The 18400-nt window shown below is 71.0% G+C and carries 20 protein-coding genes, 1 tRNA gene and 1 riboswitch; of the genes, 7 read left to right on the top strand and 14 right to left on the bottom strand.

The annotated features are described in order from the left end of the window. The first annotated feature begins 9 nt into the window (after positions 1-9). Positions 10-1236 (top strand): cytochrome P450, encoded by a 1227-nt coding sequence (locus ACGH7X_RS14900; protein ID WP_399885528.1) that lies wholly within the window; start codon positions 10-12, stop codon positions 1234-1236. A 49-nt stretch (positions 1237-1285) separates the two neighbouring features. On the opposite strand, the gene ACGH7X_RS14905 is transcribed toward ACGH7X_RS14900, so the two are convergent. Then, positions 1286-1759, bottom strand: coding sequence for a carboxymuconolactone decarboxylase family protein (locus ACGH7X_RS14905; protein ID WP_399885530.1), 474 nt, complete (start codon positions 1757-1759; stop codon positions 1286-1288). A gap of 108 nt (positions 1760-1867) precedes the next feature. Next, the gene (locus ACGH7X_RS14910; protein ID WP_399885532.1) at positions 1868-2749 is read right to left on the bottom strand and encodes an alpha/beta fold hydrolase; all 882 of its coding nucleotides are present in this window, start codon (positions 2747-2749) and stop codon (positions 1868-1870) included. A gap of 205 nt (positions 2750-2954) precedes the next feature. Here ACGH7X_RS14910 and ACGH7X_RS14915 point away from each other — a divergent pair, with 205 nt between their 5' ends. Continuing rightward, positions 2955-3257 carry a hypothetical protein gene (locus ACGH7X_RS14915; protein ID WP_399885534.1) on the top strand — a complete coding sequence of 101 codons (303 nt, stop codon included), beginning with the start codon at positions 2955-2957 and terminating at the stop codon, positions 3255-3257. Between the two features lie 51 nt (positions 3258-3308). Here the strand turns inward: ACGH7X_RS14915 and ACGH7X_RS14920 are convergent, their stop codons facing one another. The 3 genes from ACGH7X_RS14920 to ACGH7X_RS14930 form a co-directional block, all read right to left on the bottom strand. Beyond that, the gene (locus ACGH7X_RS14920; RefSeq protein WP_399885536.1) at positions 3309-3668 is read right to left on the bottom strand and encodes a VOC family protein; all 360 of its coding nucleotides are present in this window, start codon (positions 3666-3668) and stop codon (positions 3309-3311) included. Between the two features lie 30 nt (positions 3669-3698). After that, positions 3699-5177, bottom strand: coding sequence for an MFS transporter (locus ACGH7X_RS14925; RefSeq protein WP_399885538.1), 1479 nt, complete (start codon positions 5175-5177; stop codon positions 3699-3701). 115 nt (positions 5178-5292) lie between these two features. Next, positions 5293-6693 (bottom strand): DUF445 domain-containing protein, encoded by a 1401-nt coding sequence (locus ACGH7X_RS14930; protein WP_399885540.1) that lies wholly within the window; start codon positions 6691-6693, stop codon positions 5293-5295. A 198-nt stretch (positions 6694-6891) separates the two neighbouring features. Between ACGH7X_RS14930 and ACGH7X_RS14935 the strand changes: the two genes are divergently transcribed. After that, entirely contained in the window at positions 6892-8256 is a 1365-nt protein-coding gene (locus ACGH7X_RS14935) for an SGNH/GDSL hydrolase family protein (protein ID WP_399885542.1), read from the top strand. A 120-nt stretch (positions 8257-8376) separates the two neighbouring features. Here ACGH7X_RS14935 and ACGH7X_RS14940 read toward each other — a convergent pair whose 3' ends face one another. From ACGH7X_RS14940 to ACGH7X_RS14955, 4 genes are read right to left on the bottom strand one after another with little or no spacing between them, the layout of a single operon-like run. Beyond that, the gene (locus tag ACGH7X_RS14940; protein ID WP_399885544.1) at positions 8377-9213 is read right to left on the bottom strand and encodes a DUF1707 domain-containing protein; all 837 of its coding nucleotides are present in this window, start codon (positions 9211-9213) and stop codon (positions 8377-8379) included. Positions 9214-9246: 33 nt separating this feature from the next. Then, on the bottom strand, positions 9247-10218 hold the full coding sequence (locus ACGH7X_RS14945; RefSeq protein WP_399897025.1) for an ATP-binding cassette domain-containing protein: 972 nt from the start codon (positions 10216-10218) through the stop codon (positions 9247-9249). 23 nt (positions 10219-10241) lie between these two features. Then, positions 10242-11120 carry an ABC transporter permease gene (locus ACGH7X_RS14950; protein ID WP_399885546.1) on the bottom strand — a complete coding sequence of 293 codons (879 nt, stop codon included), beginning with the start codon at positions 11118-11120 and terminating at the stop codon, positions 10242-10244. Then, positions 11113-11919, bottom strand: a complete 807-nt coding sequence (locus tag ACGH7X_RS14955) for an ABC transporter permease (RefSeq protein ID WP_399885549.1) — start codon at positions 11917-11919, stop codon at positions 11113-11115. The genes ACGH7X_RS14950 and ACGH7X_RS14955 overlap by 8 nt, the downstream gene beginning before the upstream one ends. 181 nt (positions 11920-12100) lie before the next feature. Between ACGH7X_RS14955 and ACGH7X_RS14960 the strand changes: the two genes are divergently transcribed. Continuing rightward, positions 12101-14539, top strand: coding sequence for a transglycosylase domain-containing protein (locus tag ACGH7X_RS14960; RefSeq protein ID WP_399885551.1), 2439 nt, complete (start codon positions 12101-12103; stop codon positions 14537-14539). 12 nt (positions 14540-14551) lie between these two features. Here ACGH7X_RS14960 and ACGH7X_RS14965 read toward each other — a convergent pair whose 3' ends face one another. The 3 genes from ACGH7X_RS14965 to ACGH7X_RS14975 form a co-directional block, all read right to left on the bottom strand. Beyond that, positions 14552-14872, bottom strand: coding sequence for a DMT family transporter (locus ACGH7X_RS14965; protein WP_399885553.1), 321 nt, complete (start codon positions 14870-14872; stop codon positions 14552-14554). Between the two features lie 31 nt (positions 14873-14903). After that, positions 14904-14971: riboswitch (guanidine-III (ykkC-III) riboswitch) on the bottom strand. 52 nt (positions 14972-15023) lie between these two features. Further along, positions 15024-15326 carry a GroES family chaperonin gene (locus ACGH7X_RS14970; protein WP_399897028.1) on the bottom strand — a complete coding sequence of 101 codons (303 nt, stop codon included), beginning with the start codon at positions 15324-15326 and terminating at the stop codon, positions 15024-15026. A 77-nt stretch (positions 15327-15403) separates the two neighbouring features. Beyond that, complete coding sequence (locus ACGH7X_RS14975) at positions 15404-15736, bottom strand: DUF3618 domain-containing protein (RefSeq protein WP_399885555.1); 333 nt, start codon at positions 15734-15736, stop codon at positions 15404-15406. Positions 15737-15828: 92 nt separating this feature from the next. Between ACGH7X_RS14975 and bcp the strand changes: the two genes are divergently transcribed. From bcp to ACGH7X_RS14990, 3 genes are all read left to right on the top strand, one after another. Further along, positions 15829-16296 carry a thioredoxin-dependent thiol peroxidase gene (bcp, locus tag ACGH7X_RS14980; RefSeq protein ID WP_399885557.1) on the top strand — a complete coding sequence of 156 codons (468 nt, stop codon included), beginning with the start codon at positions 15829-15831 and terminating at the stop codon, positions 16294-16296. A gap of 670 nt (positions 16297-16966) precedes the next feature. Further along, entirely contained in the window at positions 16967-17179 is a 213-nt protein-coding gene (locus ACGH7X_RS14985; protein WP_399885559.1) for an HNH endonuclease, read from the top strand. A 33-nt stretch (positions 17180-17212) separates the two neighbouring features. Further along, positions 17213-17297 (top strand) — tRNA-Leu (locus ACGH7X_RS14990). 45 nt (positions 17298-17342) lie between these two features. Here the strand turns inward: ACGH7X_RS14990 and rdgB are convergent. Continuing rightward, positions 17343-17945 carry an RdgB/HAM1 family non-canonical purine NTP pyrophosphatase gene (gene rdgB / locus ACGH7X_RS14995; RefSeq protein WP_399885561.1) on the bottom strand — a complete coding sequence of 201 codons (603 nt, stop codon included), beginning with the start codon at positions 17943-17945 and terminating at the stop codon, positions 17343-17345. A gap of 46 nt (positions 17946-17991) precedes the next feature. Continuing rightward, the gene (locus ACGH7X_RS15000; protein ID WP_399885563.1) at positions 17992-18396 is read right to left on the bottom strand and encodes a hypothetical protein; all 405 of its coding nucleotides are present in this window, start codon (positions 18394-18396) and stop codon (positions 17992-17994) included. Positions 18397-18400 lie beyond the last annotated feature (4 nt).

Raw genomic sequence — 18400 nt, forward strand, 5'->3', positions numbered from 1 at the left:
AGCCAGGCCATGGCGACCCAGCAGCCCGTCCTCGTCCTCGACCCCACCGGCGCCGGTCACCACGCCGAGCACCGTGCCCTGCGGGAGGGCGGCCCGGCGACACGGGTGGACGTCCTCGGGGTGGAGGCCTGGTCCATCACCGACCCCGCCCTCCTCAAGCAGCTGCTCACCAGCCCCGACGTCTCCAAGGACGCGCGGGCGCACTGGCCCGCCTTCGGCGAGGTCGTCGGCACCTGGCCGCTCGCCCTGTGGGTGGCGGTGGAGAACATGTTCACCGCGTACGGCCCGGGCCACCGCAAGCTGCGCCGGCTGGTGGCGCCCGCCTTCAGCGCCCGTCGCATCGCCGCGATGCGGCCCGCCGTCGAGGACATGGTGAACGGGATCGTCGACCGCCTGGCGGACCTCCCCGCCGGTGAGCCGGTCGATCTGCGCCAGGAGCTGGCCTACCCGCTGCCCATCGCGGTGATCGGTCACCTCATGGGCGTGCCCGAGGACCGGCGGGAGGGCTTCAGGGCCCTCGTCGACGGGGTCTTCGACACCACCCTGGACCAGGGCGAGGCGCAGGCCAACACCGCCCGCCTGTACGAGGTCCTGGACGAGCTGATCGCCGCGAAGCGCGCCACCCCGGGCGACGACATGACGTCCCTGCTCATCGCCGCGCGGGACGACGAGGAGGACGGCGCCCGCCTCTCCCCCGAGGAGCTGCGCGACACCCTGCTGCTGATGATCAGCGCCGGTTACGAGACCACCGTCAACGTCATCGACCAGGCCGCGCACACCCTGCTGACCCGTCCCGACCAGCTCGCCCTGGTCCGCAAGGGCGAGGTCACCTGGGCGGACGTGGTGGAGGAGACGCTGCGCCACGAGCCGGCGGTCAAGCACCTGCCCCTGCGGTACGCGGTCACGGACATCCCCCTGCCGGACGGGCGGACCATCGCCCGCGGGGAGGCGATCCTCGCCTCGTACGCCGCCGCCAACCGCCACCCGGACTGGCACGAGGACGCCGACACCTTCGACGCCACACGCACGGTCAAGGAGCACCTGGCCTTCGGCCACGGCGTCCACTTCTGCCTGGGCGCGCCGCTGGCCCGCATGGAGGTGACCCTCGCGCTGGAGAGCCTCTTCGACCGCTTCCCGGACATCCGCCTCGCCGACCCGGCGGAGGAGCTGCCGCCCGTGCCCTCCCTGATCAGCAACGGCCACCAGCGACTCCCGGTCCTGCTGCACGCGGGCTGAACGGCGGGCAGCGGGACACCGGGGGCCGAGGGGGCAGCGGCAGGCGGCTTCAGCCGAACATTCCCGGCTCGTAGTCGCCCGCCGGCTGCTGGGTGATGACGTTCATGCGGTTGTACGTGTTGATGAGGGCGATCAGCCCGACCAGGGCGGTGAGCTGCTCCTCGTCGTAGTGCTCGGCGGCGTTCGCCCAGGCCTCGTCGGTGACGCCGCCGCCGGCGTCGGCGACGCGGGTGCCCTGCTCGGTCAGTTCCAGGGCGGCGCGCTCGGCGTCGGTGAACACCTTGGCCTCCCGCCAGGCGGCGATCAGGTTCAGGCGCAGCGAGGTCTCCCCCGCCTTCGCGGCGTCCTTGGTGTGCATGTCGAGGCAGAAGCCGCAGCCGTTGATCTGGCTGGCGCGGATCTTGACCAGCTCCTGGGTCGCGGCGGGCAGGGTGGAGTCGCTCACGGCCTTGCCCGCGGAGTTGATGTGCCGCAGGAGCTTGCCCGCGAGCGGGTTGGCGAACAGGTTGAGGCGCGCTTCCATGATGAGTTCCTCCGTCATTGGTCACTGGCTGTCGGCCTACACAGCTACGACGAAGCGCGTGGGGTGGGATGTGACAGGCCGGGGCACGGGGATGCCGTGACCTGCGTCTCACCCGTTTGGGGTGGTTCGTACCATCAGCCGGCCCAGTGCGGCCGTCACGGCGGCCGGGCGTTCGTCCATCACCCAGTGGCCCGCGTCGTCCAGCATCGTCAGTTCGGCGCGGGGCACGGCCTCGGCCAGCTCGGTCGCGATCGCGGGGCTCAGGTACGGGTCCTTGCGGCCCCAGACGACGGCTGTCGGGCAGGAGATCCCGGCGAGGCCTCGGCGGAGTTCGGGGCGGGGCGGGGTGCGGTAGTCGCCGAAGTAGTGGAGCAGCCAGCGGCGGCCCTCGGGGGTGTCCATCCAGCCGACGTAGCCCTCCAGGACGTCGGCGTCCAGGTGACCGGCGCGCACGAGCGGCGCGAAGGAACGGCGGTGGAGGGCGGCGTAGGGCAGGCGCGTCGCCGGGCGGCGGAGTACGGGGCTGCGTCCGGCGAGGCCGACCAGGCTGAACGCGGCGTACCAGCGGCGGGTGAACGTGGCCTGCGCGCGGCTGTTGAGGATCGCCAGTCTGCGTACCCGCCCGGGGTGGGTCTCGGTGTAGCCGAGGGCGAGGAAGCCGCCGTAGTCGTGGCCGACCAGGTTCACCGCGTCCAGCCCGAGCGCGTCCAGCAGCCGGCCGAGCCGGGCGACCTCCGTGTCGTAGTCGAAGGACAGGTGCAGCGGGCGGTCTGACGTGCCCCAGCCGAGGAGGTCCGGGGCGACGACCCGGTGCCGGAGCGACAGGGGCGGGACCTGGTGGCGCCAGCAGCGGTGGTCGGCCGGGTAGCCGTGCAGGAGCAGCACGGGCTCGGCGTCGGGCGGCCCCGACTCCCAGCAGGCCACGCGGGCGCCGTCCACCCGGACCGACCGGGCGCGGGACCGGTCCGTGCCGGGACTCTGCGTACTCATCGGCTTCCTGCTCCCTCGTTCCCGTTGCGCCTGTCCACGTTCCGTTGTGCCTGTCCGCCCCCGCTCCTCAACTGGGCGAATACCCCGAGGTGTCGCGGTCAGGGCGCGAGGTTCGGCCAATCGGGCGGCGCTCACCCCGGCGCGAGCGCCGTACCCGGTGAGGATTAGCCTCGGTTCCAGGAGTCGGTGCGGCAGGAGGCATGACATGGCGAAGGTTCCCAGCGCGGTGGTCGCCGCGGGCGGTCTCGTCGGCGGGTACGGCGTGGCCCGCTGGACGAAGAAGCGGCAGCTCGGCGGGGTCGTGCTCGCCGTGGCCGGGGCGGCTGCCGCGCAGCAGTGGCGGGAGCGGGCCGGCGGCCGGGCCGCGGGCGCGCTGAGCGCCGCGTACGTCGCCGGGTTCGCCGGGTCCCACCCGCTGGCCAAGAAGGTGGGCGCCTGGCCCGCCGTGTTCGGTGTCGCCGGTGCGGTGGCGCTGGCCTCGTGGGCGGTCGCCGACCGGCGGGCCTGAGCACCGCGGCACCCGGGCACCGCGCGGCCGAGGCCCGTCAGGACGTGTGCGTCAGGACGTGTGCGTCAGCACATTGATCACGCGCCCGTTCGGATCCCGTACGAAGAAGCGCCGTACGCCCCAGTCCTCGTCCCGCGGCTCCCGTACGATCTCGGCGCCCGAGGCGACCACCTGGTCGTACACCGCGTCCACGTCCTCGACCTCCACGCTCAGGTCGGGGACGACGGGCGCGGTGCGTTCCTCGGTGAACAGGCTGATCTGGGCGGTGGGGTTGGACGGGGAGGCCAGGGTCGTCACCCAGCCCATGTCCATGACCTCCTCGAAGCCGAGCAGGCCGTAGAACTCACGGCTCGAGTGCCACTGCTCCTCGGCCTTGACGTGGATGTTGGGGACGATCCTTCGGATGCTCATCGGAGTAGTCTCACCGTTTCTCTCGGCTCCTCACCGCTGCGCCACCGTCGACAGCGGTTCCGCGATGTCCTCCAGCGAGCGGCGTTCCGCCTTGACCGCGAGGAACGCGGCCACCAGGCCGGCCGCGCACATCAGTCCCGCGCCGATCTGGAAGGCCAGGACCGTGTCGCCGACCACGCCGGACTCGGTCAGGTCGGCGAAGAGCAGCGGGCCGCTGATGCCGCCGGCGGCGGTGCCGAGGGCGTAGAAGAAGGCGATGGCCATGGCGCGGGTCTCCATGGGGAAGATCTCGGAGACGGTCAGGTACGCGCTGGAGGCGCCCGCCGAGGCGAAGAACAGCACCACGCACCAGCAGGCCGTCATCGTGTTGGCCGTGAGCGAGCCGCGGTCGAACAGCCAGGCCGTGCCGAAGAGCAGGATGCCCGACAGCAGATAGGTGCCGGAGATCATGATCCGGCGGCCGACCGTGTCGAAGAGGTGGCCGAGGAGCAGCGGGCCGCAGAAGTTGCCCGCGGCGATGACGGCGAAGTAGTAGCCGGTGCTGCCGGTCGGCACGTCGAAGAACGTGATGAGGATGGTGCCGAAGCCGAAGGTGATGGCGTTGTAGAGGAAGGCCTGGCCGATGAAGAGGGAGAGGCCGAGGACCGCACGGCGCGGGTAGCGGCGGAAGACGGTCTTGGCGATCAGGCCGAAGCCGATGCTCTTGCGCTGGTGGATGGTGATCTCACCGGCCGGCTCGGGCAGCTTCTCGCCCTTCTCCTTCTCGATCTGCCGTTCGACGGAGGAGACGAGTCTGTCGGCCTTCTCGCCCTGACCGTGGATGAACTGCCACCGTGGGCTCTCCGGGACGTGCCGCCGCACCAGGAGCACCACCAGGCCCAGGACCACACCCATGGCGAAGCTGAGCCGCCAGCCGAGGTCCTTGGCGAAGATGTCGGTGTCCAGCATCACGATGGACAGCAGCGCGCCGCCGATCGCGCCCAGCCAGTAGCTGCCGTTGATGATCAGGTCGACCCGGCCCCGGTAGTGGGAGGGGATCAGCTCGTCGATCGCGGAGTTGATCGCCGCGTACTCGCCACCGATGCCGAAGCCGGTGAGGAAGCGGAAGAGGAAGAACCACCAGGACTCGAAGGAGATGGCGGTCAGCGCCGTCGCCGCCAGATAGACCACCAGCGTGATCATGAACAGCTTGCGGCGGCCGTGGCGGTCGGTCAGCCAGCCGAAGAACAGCGCCCCGGCGCAGGCGCCCGCCACGTACAGGGCGGCGGCCAGGCCGGTGATCTGGGCCGAGCTGATGTCGAGGCCGCTGCCGTCCTCGGCGATGCGCCCGGCGACATTGCCGACGATCGTGACCTCGAGGCCGTCCAGGATCCAGACGGTGCCCAGCCCGATCACGATCATCCAGTGCCACCGCGACCAGGGCAGCCGGTCCAGACGGGCCGGCACGGCCGTGGTGACCGTACCGGTGGAGGCGGGCTCCGCGCCCGACGACGACGCCTGTGCTGTCATGGCTCCCTCTCCGTCGAGCTCCGTCGAGCGAACGCCTCCCGTATGCCCGGCACCGGGAGGAACACGCCCGCCGCGCCGGGGGCCGACGAGAGGCCCGAGGCCCGTCGGACGGGGGCTACGCCCCCAGCATGCGGGAGACCGTGTAGATCAGCAGCCCGGCCAGCGAGCCGACCACCGTGCCGTTGATGCGGATGAACTGGAGGTCGCGGCCGATGTTCGCCTCGATCTTCTTCGTGGTGTGCTCCGCGTCCCAGCTCGCCACCGTGTCCGTGATCAGGGAGGTGATCTCCTTGCGGTAGGTGGTGACCACGTACACCGCGGCGCCCTCCACCCACCCGTCGACCTTGCCCTGCACCTTGGGGTCGGAGGCCATCCGGGCGCCCAGCGACAGCAGCGAGGCCCGGACCCTCAGGCGCAGTTCGCTGCGCTCGTCCTCCGCCGCCGAGACGATCATGGACCGTACGGCCGTCCAGGCGGACGCGATCAGATCCTGCACCTCACCGCGGCCCAGCACCTCGGTCTTCAGCCGCTCCACACGCGCGCGGGTGTCCGTGTCGGACTGGAGGTCGGAGGCGAAGTCGGTGAGGAAGCGGTCGAGGGCGCCGCGCGCGGGGTGGGCGGGCATGTCGCGCATCTCGGTGACGAAGCGCAGCAGCTCCTTGTAGACCCGCTCGCCGACCCGCTTGTCGACGAACCGGGGGGTCCATCCGGGTGCCCCGCCCTGTACGGCGTCCATCACGGAGTCGCCGTGCAGGATCAGCCAGTCGTGGGCACGGGAGACGATCAGGTCGACGGCGCGTCTGTGGCCGCCGTCGGCGACGACCCGGTCCAGCATCTTGCCGATGCCGGGGGCGATCTCCTGCGCGTCGGCACGGCGGGTGATCGCCTCGCCGACCACCGCCTGCACGTCGGAGTCGCGCAGCACGGTGAGGGCGCCGCGCAGGGCGGCGGACAGCTCGGCCGTCACCCGGTCGGCGTGCTCGGGCACGGCGAGCCAGGCGCCGAGCCTGCTGCCGATGCCGACGGCGCGCAGCCGCTGGCGTACGACGGCCTCGGAGAGGAAGTTCTCCCCGACGAACTCGCCCAGCGAGACGCCCAGCTGGTCCTTCTTCTTGGGGATGATCGCGGTGTGCGGGATGGGGATGCCCAGCGGGTGCCGGAACAGGGCCGTGACCGCGAACCAGTCGGCTAGGGCGCCGACCATGCCGGCCTCCGCGGCGGCCGACACATAGCCCGCCCAGGCGCCCGCGCCGCGGTGGGAGGCCCACTCGGCCAGGACGTACACCACGGCGACGAACAGCAGCATGCCGGTCGCGGTGAGCTTCATGCGGCGCACGCCGCGGCGCTTCTCCTCGTCGGCCGGGCTGAAGGAGGTCATCGCGCGGTCGCGGTACGCCCCCGCGGCCGGCGCACCGGCTCCCGCGTCCGCCCCCGTGCCCTCCCCGGCCCCTCCGGACCCGCCGGCACCCCCGGAACCCTCAGAACCGCCGGGAAGTTCCGCCTTCGTGCGTTCCATCCGCTCCACCGTTCGCTGATCCGTCCCGCACACATTGTCCCTTCCTGACCGACTCCTGGAACGGAACACAAGTTCCCGGCGTCTGTCCGGGAGGGGGAATGCCCGGGGCTCCTGCGGCCTTTCCCCGGCCCATGACGCATCATGGGTTCACCGGACCGGAGCCTCGGGGCTCCCCTCGCCCGAGGAGAACAACACGGCATGACCCGGGGTCGTGACGGAGGTGCGGGGGCGCCTCCCACCAAGCACCGTGCCCTGCTCGCGGCGATCGTCACCCTGATAGTGGCGATCTCCGCGGCCATATACGCCGGAGTGTCCGCGGACGGCGGCGGCAGGGACCGCACACCGCTCGCCGGCGGCCGTCTCCCGCGCGGCGACGTCGCTCCCGCCTCCACCGGCAGCTGGGTCGGCGCCTGGGCCACCGCGCCGGCCGCCGCCGAACCGGGCACCGAGACGAGCGGCATGGCGGGCCGCTCCGTGCGCAACGTCGTGCACACGAGCATCGGCGGCACCAGCGCGCGGATCACCCTGTCCAACCTCTACGGGCAGTCCCCGCTGACCGTCACGCACGCCTCCATCGCCCTGGCCGCAGGACCCGACACCGCCGCCGCGCTCGTCGATACCATGCGCCGGCTGACCTTCGGCGGCAGCGCACGGGTGATCATCCCGGCGGGCGGACAGGTGATGAGCGACATCGCCCGCATCGCCGTCCCCTACGGCGCGGACGTCCTGGTCACCACGTACTCCCCCATCCCGTCCGGGCCGGTGACCTACCACCCGCAGGCCCGGCAGACCAGCTACCTGGCCGACGGCGACCGCACGGCGGACGTCACCGGCGTCGCGTACACCACGCCGACGCCGTACTGGCGCTACCTGACCGCGCTGGACGTGCTGAGCAACGAGGCCGACGGCACCGTCGTCGCGTTCGGCGACTCGATCACCGACGGCTTCGGGGCCGAGGTCGGCGCCAACCACCGCTGGACCGACATCCTCGCCGGGCGGCTGCACGACGCGGCCGGCGCGGGCGAGGACGCGCCCCGCTACAGCGTCGTCAACGAGGGCATCAGCGGCAACCGCGTCCTGACCAGCAGGACGGGCCGGCCCGCGGACAACCCGAGCGGGCTCAGCAGGTTCGAGCGGGACGTCCTGGGCCGCACCAACGTCAAGGCCGTCGTCATCGTCCTCGGCGTCAACGACATCCTGCACAGCCCGGAACTCGCCGACCGCGACGCCCTCCTCACCGGCCTGCGCACCCTGGTCGACCATGCGCACGCCCGGGGACTGAAGGCCGTCGGGGCGACGATCATGCCGTTCGGCGGCTACGGCGGCTACACCAAGGCCCGGGAGACGATGCGGCAGGAGATCAACGAGGAGATCCGCTCCGGCGGGGTCTTCGACGAGGTCGTCGACTTCGACAAGGCCCTGCGCGACGCCTACGACCCGCGCCGCCTGCGCTCCGACTACGACAGCGGCGACCACCTGCACCCCAGCGACAAGGGGTACGCCCGCATGGGCCGGCTCCTCGACCTGGACGCGCTGAAGGGGGCCGCGCCGATCAAGGCGTAGGGACCGGCGAAGACGGGCGAGGACCGGCGAAGACCGACGGGGAGCCGCACAGTACGGACGTCGGCGGCGCGTCACTCGTCGCCCGGGCGGGGTGCACAGGCTCCGGCGTCGGCGTCCGGCTCAGTCCTCGCCGCGCCTGCGGCGGTCCCGGTCCTCGCGGCGCAGTTCGCGCTGCTCGCGGCGTTCGTCGCGGTGCTCGCGCAGCATGTCCCGGTGCCCGTCCAGCATCCTGCGGTGGGCGTCGTCCACGTCCTCCCGGGCGGAGGAGTGCAGCTCCCTCATCGCGGCCTTGCGGTCCAGCTTCTCCTGCCGGCGCTCCTCCTTCAGCCGCTGCCGCTCCGCCCGCGTCACCTTGCGCTCGACGCCGACGCCGCCCCAGAAGGCGAAGCCCGTCACGACCACGCGCGGGGCGCCCGGATCCCCGGGGACACCCTCCTCGCTGTGGTCGAAGCCGCCCATGATCCCGATGCCGCGCACGAGGACCTCGACGCCCGGCGGCACGATCACGTTCACCCCGCCCATGATCGCCACGCAGTTGATCACGACCTCGCGGTCCGAGAAGTCCGCCTCGCGCAGGTCGATGTCCCCGCCGCCCCAGAACGCGAAGGAGTTGAACCGCTTCGGCACCGTCCAGCGCCCCTTGCGCTGGAAACCGGACATCACCGCGACCGCCCACGCCGACGAGCCCTCACGGCCGGTGACCCGGCCCGCCCAGCCCTCGCCCCGCTCGGGCTCCTTGGTCATCGACACCCGGGGCGCCCCGCCCGCCCCGCCGACCGGCAGGTCCCGGGTGATCGGCGCCAACTCGCCGTAGGTCCGCGCGCTGTACGTTGCGTCCAGCCGCTCCTCGAACTCGGTCATGTCCAGGCGCCCCTCCGCGAGGGCGTCCCGCAGGACCTCGGCGACTCGTTCACGGTCGGCGTCGGATGCGCGGAGTTCCGGGGCGTCGTCGGTCATGGACAGCAGCCTACGAGGTCACCGCGCCGGACACTACGCGCCCGCGCGTTCCGCGTACATCTTCGCGATCACCGACTCGATGTCCGGCTCCCGCACCGACAGGTCCACCAGCGGATACTCCGCCGCGATCCGCGCCACCAGCCCCGCCGCCGACGACGACGCCGGGAACGACAGCCACTGCCGCGGCCCCTCCACCCGCACCACCCGCGCGGGATGCGGCGCCTCGATCGGCGGCAACTCCCGTTCCAGGTCCACCACCAGGGTGCGCTCGCTCTCCCCCACCTCGTGCAGACCCTCCAGCGCACCGTCGTACATCAGCCGCCCGTGGTCGATCACCATCACCCGCGAGCAGAGCTGCTCGATGTCCTGGAGGTCGTGCGTGGTCAGCAGCACCGTCGTACCGCGCTCGGCGTTCAAGTCCCGCAGGAACCCCCGCACCTTCGCCTTGGACACCACGTCCAGGCCGATCGTCGGCTCGTCCAGGTACAGCACCTCCGGATCGTGCAGCAGCGCCGCCGCGATGTCCCCGCGCATCCGCTGCCCCAGTGACAGCTGCCGCACCGGCACGTCCAGCAGCTCCTGGAGCTGGAGGAGTTCGACACAGCGGTCCAGGTTCTCGCGGTAACGGGCGTCCGGGATGCGGTACATGCGGTGCATCAGCCGGTAGGAGTCGATCAGCGGCAGGTCCCACCACAGCGTCGTCCGCTGCCCGAAGACGACCCCCATACGGTGCGCCAGCCGGGTCCGCTCCCGGGACGGGTCGATACCGGCCACCCGCAGCCGGCCACCGCTCGGCGTCAGGATGCCGGTGAGCATCTTGATCGTCGTCGACTTCCCGGCGCCGTTCGGCCCGATGTAGCCGACCACCTCGCCGCGCGCCACCGTGAACGACAGCCCGTCCACGGCCCGCACCTGGCGCCGCTCCCGCTTCATGAAGCCGGTCTTCTTGCGCACGTCGAAGACCTTCTCGACGCCGTCCAGCTCGATGAAGGCCGCCGCGGCCACCTCTGTCACCCTCTCCAACTCCCTCAGCTCCCCGTACTCCGGTACGAACGCAGGCCCGCCCGCCAGGCCAGCCCCGCCAGCGCACAGCACGCCGCGGCCACCAGCGGCGGCGTGAACGCCACCCACCCGGGCAGACCCAGCGGATACGGCCGCCCCAGCACATAACTCGCCGGCAGCCAGTTCACGAAGGCCAGCGGCACCACGAACGTCGCCCCGCGCACCAGGTCGAGCGCGAACACCGTCGGCGGATACTGCAACATCGTCGTACCGCCGTAGGTGAACGCGTTGGACACCTCCGACGCGTCCTGCGCCACGAACTGGAACGCCGCCGCCGCCACGAACACCGCGCAGAAGATCCCCGCCCCGCTGAGCAGCGTCACCGGCATCAGCAGCAGCTTCGCCGCCGTCCAGTCGACGTCCAGGACCACCAGCGCATACCCCAGCACCAGCAGCCCCTGCACCACCCGGCCGAGCCGGCGCAGCCCGAACCGGTCCGCCGCCACCTGCGCGAGCACCGGCACCGGACGCACCAGCAGCGTGTCCAGCGTGCCGTCCCGCACCCGCCGCCCCAGCCGCTCCATCGAGCCGATCGCCAGATCGGCGAGACCGAACGACACCCCGGACAGCCCGTACAGGAACGCCACCTCCGGCAGCGAGTAGCCGCCCAGCGCGTCGATCCGGGAGAACATCAGCAGGATCGTCACGAAGTCCAGCGCGGTCATCGCGAAGTTCCCGAACGTCGTCAGCGCGAACGACGTCCGGTACGCCATCGTCGACCTGATCCACATCCCGGCGATCAGCCCGTACGCGCGCACCCCCTCGACGACCCGGCCGCGCGGCACACCCCGCTCGACCGCCTCGGCGGCACCGGCCACCTCGGCCGCATCCGTCACCTCAGCCACCCTGGACCACCACCCGTCGCGTCGCCGCCGACTGCACCAGCCGCCCCACCGCCAGCAGCGCCACCGCCCAGGCCCCCTGGAAGAGATACGTCCCCAGCGGATCCGCCTCCCCCAGCAGCACGTCCGCCGGCGCCTGGAGCAGCGACGACCACGGCAGCGCCCGCACGATCTCGCCCAGCGCCCCCGGGAACACGTTCAGCGGCAGCAGCATCCCCGAACAGAACAGCCCCGCCAGCCACGCCATCTGCGTCACCCCCGTGCCGTCCAGGAGCCAGAACGCCGAGAGCGCCACCAGATACCGCAGCGCAAAACCGACGAGCATCGCCAGCACCACCGTCACCAGGAACGCCGCCCACACGGACACCTCCCGCGGCAGCGCCACCGGGAAGAACAGCGACCCGAACACGAACGGCAGCACCCCGCGCCCCAGCAACTGGAACAGCGCCCGCCCCACGTCCGCCGCCAGCCACCACAGCTGAAGGTCCGCCGGCCGGTACAGATCGACGGCGACATCACCCGTACGGATGCGCTCCATCAACTCGTCCTCGAACCCGCCGCCCCCGATCGCCAGCGCCGCCAGCAACGCCTGCCCCAGCCACACGAAGGTCACGGCCTGCGCCTGGTCGTACCCCCCGAGCTGCGGTTTCTCGTCCCACAGGGCCAGATAGGTGTATACCAGGATCAATCCGAAGACCGTGTTGGTGAACACCCCGGCCGCGGTGGCCGCCCGATACGTCGCGTACCGTCGAAAACCACCCGCCGCGACGGCCACGTACAACCGCCCGGAGCCCACACCCACAGCCCTCCCCCTCCGATCGGCACCAAAGCGCAGGAGCCTAGTACGGCGGCGAAGGCCGCTGCCACGCAATTTCACGGGTGTGCCGTCGAGTGGGAACGGAACGCCCGGTGCGAGAGTCTTCAACAGAAGAACCCAGACGACGCGAAACCCGCACGAAGCGAAACAGGAGTCCGTGCACGACATGAGTGACGAGCCGCAGCCGCAGCAGCCGAACCAGGGCTGGGCGCCGAGAGAGCCCCAGGCGGCCGGCGCGGGTCAGACAGGGCAGACCGCGGAAACGGGCAAGACCGGGAAGCCGAAGCGGCCCAAGCGCACCGGATGGCGCCGGCTGATCCCGACCTGGCGCATCACGCTGAGCACCGTCGTCATCGGCCTCCTGCTGATCGTCGGCGGCTTCTTCCTCGGCTACCACCTCGTGCAGATCCCCGCCGCCAACGCGCTCGCCACCAAGCAGTCCAACGTCTACCTGTACGCCGACGGCAGCGTCCTCGCCCGCGACGGCGAGGTCAACCGCGAGAGCGTCGGCCTCGCCCGCATCTCCAAGGACGCCCAGCACGCCGTCCTGGCCGCCGAGGACCGCGACTTCTACACCGAGTCCGCCATCGACCCCGGGGCGATGGTCAGGGCCGGCTGGAACACCGCCACCGGCAAGGGCAAACAGTCCGGCTCCACGATCACCCAGCAGTACGTCAAGAACTACTACCTGGCCCAGGAGCAGACCGTCACCCGCAAGGTGAAGGAGTTCTTCATCTCGATCAAGCTCGACCGGGAGAAGAGCAAGAGCGAGATCCTCGAGGGCTACCTCAACACCAGCTTCTTCGGCCGCGGCGCCTACGGCATCCAGGCCGCCGCCCAGGCCTACTTCGGCGTCGACGCCAAGGACCTCACCGCCGCCCAGGGCGCCTACCTCGCCTCCCTGCTCAACGCCCCCAGCCAATACGACGTCGTCGCCCACCCCGAGAACAGGCCCGCCGCCGAGTCCCGCTGGAACTACGTCATGAACGGCATGGCCGACAAGGGCTGGATCAGCCCCTCCGACCGCGCCGCGGCGAAGTTCCCCAAGCCCAAGCAGTCCACCATCTCCACCGGCATGTCCGGACAGCGCGGCTACGTCGTCAACATCGTCAAGAAGTACCTGATCGAACACGACATCGTCGACGAGGAAGAACTCGACCGCGGCGGCTACCGCATCACCACCACCCTCCAGAAGGACAAGCAGGACGCCTTCGTCAAGGCCGTCGACGACAAGCTGATGTCCCAGCTGGACAAGAAGGAACGCAAGGTCGACACCTACGTCCGCGCCGGCGGCGCCTCCGTCGACCCGAAGACCGGCAAGGTCGTCGCGATGTACAACGGCATCGACTACGTCAAGCAGTACACACCCAACGCCGTGCGCCGCGACTTCCAGGTCGGCTCCACCTTCAAGCCCTTCGTGTTCGCCTCCGCCGTCGAGAACCACTCCGAGACCCAGGACGGCGACACGATCAACCCCAACACCCGCTACGACGGCACCAGCGAACGCCCCGTCCAGGGCTGGACCGGCGGCCGCTACGCCCCCGAGAACGAGGACCACCGCGACTATGGCGACGTCACCGTCCGCGAGGCCACCGACAAGTCCATCAACGCCGTGTACGCCCAGATGGCCGTGGACGTCGGCTCCGACAAGGTCATGCAGACCGCCATCGACCTCGGACTCTCCAAGAACACCCCGGAACTGACCCCCTCCCCCTCCATCGCCCTCGGCGTCGCCACCGCCAGCCCCCTCGACATGGCACAGGCGTACGCGACCATCGCCAACCACGGCAGGCACGGCACGTACACACTGGTCGAGAAGGTCATGAAGGACGGCAAGCAGGAGGTCGAACTGCCCGAACGGCGCGAGAGCCAGGCCGTCAGCCGCGAGTCCGCCGACACCACCACCTCCGTCCTGCGCAGCGTCGTCCAGAACGGCACCGCCACCGCCGCCCAGGCCGCCGGCCGCCCCGCCGCAGGCAAGACCGGCACCGCCGAGGAGGACACCGCCGCCTGGTTCGCCGGCTACACCCCCGAACTGTCCACCGTCGTCGCCGTCATGGGCCAGGACCCGAAAACCGCCGCCCACAAACCCCTGTACGGCGCCATGGGCCTGGAGCGCGTCAACGGCGGCGGCGCCCCCGCCGAAATCTGGAGCCAGTACACCCGCAGCGCCCTCAAGGGCGAACCCGTCACCGACTTCGACCTCCGGCTCCAGGACGGCGCCGACGTCACCGCGCCCCCGTCCGCCGACTCCTCCGACGAACCCGGCAGCGGCGACGAGAGCGGCAGCGGCGACCCCGACGACGAGTCCACCGGCGACGAGGACGGCTCCGGCACCGAAACCCCGGGCGGCGGCGACGGCAACAGCACCCCGCCCGGCGACTCCGGCGGCAACGACACCGGTCCCCCCTCGACCGGCGGCGGCACCCCCACCACGGGCGGCGCCAGCACCGAACCCGGCCCCACCGGCGGCGGCGACGGCGACGACGACTCCTCCAACGGCGGCACCACCGAGGGCGGCGGGGACAGCACCGGAGCGGGCGGCGGCGGCTCGGACACCGCGGGCACCGTCGCCGGCCTCCCCATCACACCCCGGCGCCAGTGACACCGCGCCGGATCAGTGACCCGAGGTCGCCTTCAGCCCCACCACGGCGACCAGCAGCAGACAGATGAAGAAGATCCGGGCGGCGGTCATCGGCTCACCCAGCACCAGCATGCCGAGCACCGCCGCCCCGGCCGCACCGATCCCCACCCACACGCCGTAGGCGGTACCGATGGGCAGCGTCCGGGCCGCGTACGACAGCAGCAGCATGCTCGCGACGATCCCGGCACCCGTGAACACACTCGGCCACAGCCGGGTGAAACCGTCGGTGTACTTCATCCCGATCGACCAGCCGACCTCGAGCAGACCGGCGACGACAAGCAGAACCCACGCCATGACAGGCACCTCCGTGAACGAACTGAACGGTGGTGCGTCGTCTTTTCCTTCAGCCCGGTACGGCGCGTCTCGTCGGGGTGCTTCCCAAGGTAGCAAAGACAACGGAAAGGGGCTGGTGACACCGGTCACCAGCCCCTTCGTCCCTACCGCCTCACAGATACAGCCCGGTGGAGTCCTCCGACCCCTCGAACCGGTCCGCGGCCACGGCGTGCAGATCACGCTCGCGCATGAGCACGTAGCCCACACCGCGCACCTCGACCTCCGCACGGTCCTCCGGGTCGTACAGCACCCGGTCGCCCGGCTCCACGGTCCGTACGTTCTGCCCGACCGCGACGACCGCGGCCCAGGCCAGCCGCTTGCCGACCGCCGCCGTGGCGGGGATCAGGATGCCGCCCCCGGAACGCCGCTCGCCCTCACCGGAGTCCTGCCGCACGAGTACACGGTCGTGCAGCATCCGGATGGGCAGCTTGTCGTCCTGGGGGACGTGCTCGTTTCTCTTGGCGCTCACGCCTCGAACCTACCCGCCCCGGCTCAGCGCCTGCGCCGCCGGGTACCGCCCAGGGCGAGCAGCCCCACGACCCCGGCCACCACGAGCGCGACGGGCACGACCCGCTCCAGCCGCGGCGCGCCCTCCTCGTCCACGAACTGCGACTTCACATCGCTGACCACCCGATTGACCTGGACGTACGCCCGCCCAAGGGTGTGATCGACGCTGGAAGCGACCTTGGCCTTGGCATCGCCCACGATCGTCTTCGGGTGCACCCGCATCCCGATCTCGTCGAGCGTCTCGGCCAGCACCTCGCGGCGGCGCTTGATGTCCGCCTCGATCTGCGCCGGGGTTCTGATGTCCGACGTGTCCGCCACCGTACGCCTCCGAAGTCTTCTGACACTGTCCCGGACAGTCTGTCAGCTCCGGGCCCCGCCGCACTGTCAGGACCCCCGGTTACGCTGGATCGATGAGCGAGCGACTCCAGCCCGGGGACCCGGCCCCCGCCTTCACCCTCCCGGACGCCGACGGCAACGAGGTGTCCCTGTCCGACCACAAGGGCCGCAAGGTCATCGTCTACTTCTACCCTGCCGCGCTTACCCCCGGCTGCACGAAGCAGGCCTGCGACTTCACGGACAACCTCGAGCTGCTGACCGGCGCCGGGTACGACGTGATCGGCATCTCCCCCGACAAGCCGGAAAAGCTGGCCAAGTTCCGCGAGGCCGAGTCCCTGAAGATCACCCTCCTCGCCGACCCCGACAAGAAGACCCTCGACGCGTACGCCGCCTACGGCGAGAAGAAGAACTACGGCCGCACCTACATGGGCGTCATCCGCTCCACGATCATCGTCGACGAACAGGGCAAGGTCGAACACGCCCTCTACAACGTCCGCGCGACGGGCCACGTAGCCAAGATCATCAAGGACCTGGGCATCTGAGGCTCCCTGCGGGGCCCGTACCGCGTCGACACGATCCGGTACGGGCCCTTCTGGCCCTTCCGCATGCCGCACGTGACTGTCCGATAACCGGTTCGCTACTCCGTACGAGGCTGCGAACGCGCGGCCGGGGACGGAGGGGCACGATGGCGGCAAGTGCGTACAGCCGGGAGCGGCTGGAGGAGGCCGTCGCCGAAGCTCGAAACTGGGCAGATCTGATGCGGCGACTCGGCCTCAAGGCAAGCGGTGGCCAGCGAAGGGTGCTCCAGGAAAGGGTCAACGGATACGGGCTGGACACGAGCCACTTCGTCAAGCGCAGCCCTTGGCGCACATATCCCGACGCGGCCATCGCCGAGGCCGCCGCCTCGTCATCCTCCCTACGCGAGGTGGCGCTGAAGCTGGGCGCGACCCCGGCCACCGGCACCCTGTCCCACATTCGGCGCCGCATCAGCGCAGCAGGACTGGGCGTACCGGACGACAGCCGCTCGCGCGCCACACTGCGTCGCATGACGAGCGCCCAGGGCATCGACACGAGTCACTTCGAGCGTAGGTCGTGGGGACGAGAGGAGCCGCCCGCCCCAGCACCTACCGCTCACCGCGCGCTCATCGTTCTCCCCCTCACGCAGGTCGAACCAACAGGGCACAACTGCACAGAGCCCTGGGTGAAATCGGAGTGCCGTACTCCTGCGAGACCTGCGACAACACCGGCGAATGGCTCGGCCGGCCCATCACCCTGCAGATCGACCACGTCAATGGGAACTGGCGAGACAACCGCCGGGAGAACCTGCGGTATCTCTGGCCCAACTGCCACGCCCTGACGGAGACCTGGTGCCGCCGGAAGGGTAGGGCACCCCTCGCAGGATGGCCCGTTCCCCCCGTACACTGATTGCCGCCGGTCGAGCGCGATGACTGTTTTTGAGCGGCCGTGATGGAATTTGGCAGTCATGCTGGGTTTAGGTCCCAGTGGGTTCACACCCGTGTGGGTTCGAGTCCCACCGGCCGCACATGGACACAGAGGGGCCGCCTACAGGCGGCCCCTCTGCCGTTACTCAACCCAACAGCTCCCGCACCACCGGTACCAGTGCCCTGAAGGCCTTGCCGCGGTGGCTGATCGCGTTCTTCTCGGCCGCCGTCAGTTCCGCGCAGGTGCGGGTCTCGCCCTCCGGCTGGAGGATCGGGTCGTAGCCGAAGCCGCCGGTGCCGGCCGGGGTGTGGCGGAGGGTGCCGCGGAGTTGGCCCTCGACCACGCGTTCCGTGCCGTCGGGGAGGGCCAACGCGGCCGCGCAGGCGAAGTGGGCGGCGCGGTGTTCGTCGGCGATGTCGCCGAGCTGGGCGAGGAGGAGGTCGAGGTTGGCCTTGTCGTCGCCGTGGCGGCCGGCCCAGCGGGCGGAGAAGATGCCGGGGGCGCCGTTCAGGACGTCGACGCAGAGGCCGGAGTCGTCGGCGACGGCGGGCAGGCCGGTGGCCTGGGCGAGGGCGTGGGCCTTGAGGAGGGCGTTCTCGGCGAAGGTGACGCCGGTTTCCTTGACGTCGGGGATCTCGGGGTAGGCGTCCGCGCCGACGAGCTCGTGGGGCAGGCCGGCGTCGGCGAGGATCGCGCGGAGTTCGGTGATCTTTCCGGCGTTGCGGGTGGCGAGGATCAGGCGGGTCATGGGGTCCAGTATCCCGGGCGCCCGCCAGTCCTCCGACACCCGCTCCCTACGGCGTGCAGACCTTCGTCAGTTCGCCGGCCGCGTCCGTCACCGGGCTGAGGTCGGGGGTCTCGTCGCCGTTCTTCACCGAGGTGCGGACGTTGTCGACGGCCTTGCCGAGTTCGTCGACCGCCTTGTTGACGTCGGTGTTGTCGGTCCGGTCGCCGATCTTGTCGAGGTTCTTGTCGATGGAGTCGAGGGACTCCTCCCACTGGGTGGGGTCGTCCGCGTTCTCCACGGCCTGCTGGAGTTCGGTGACGCTGTCGGCTATCGCGTCGGCCGTGCGTACGCAGTCGAGCGCCTTGTCGACGGCGTCGCAGCCGGTGGTGAGGCCGGCCGTCAGGGCGATGGTCGCCGCGGTGGCGACGGCGGTGGCGGTGCGGCGAAGGCTGCGGTGGCGGCTCGCGGCCATGGGT

It is taken from the genome of Streptomyces sp. BBFR51 (genome assembly GCF_044591655.1).
Lineage (GTDB): Bacteria > Actinomycetota > Actinomycetes > Streptomycetales > Streptomycetaceae > Streptomyces.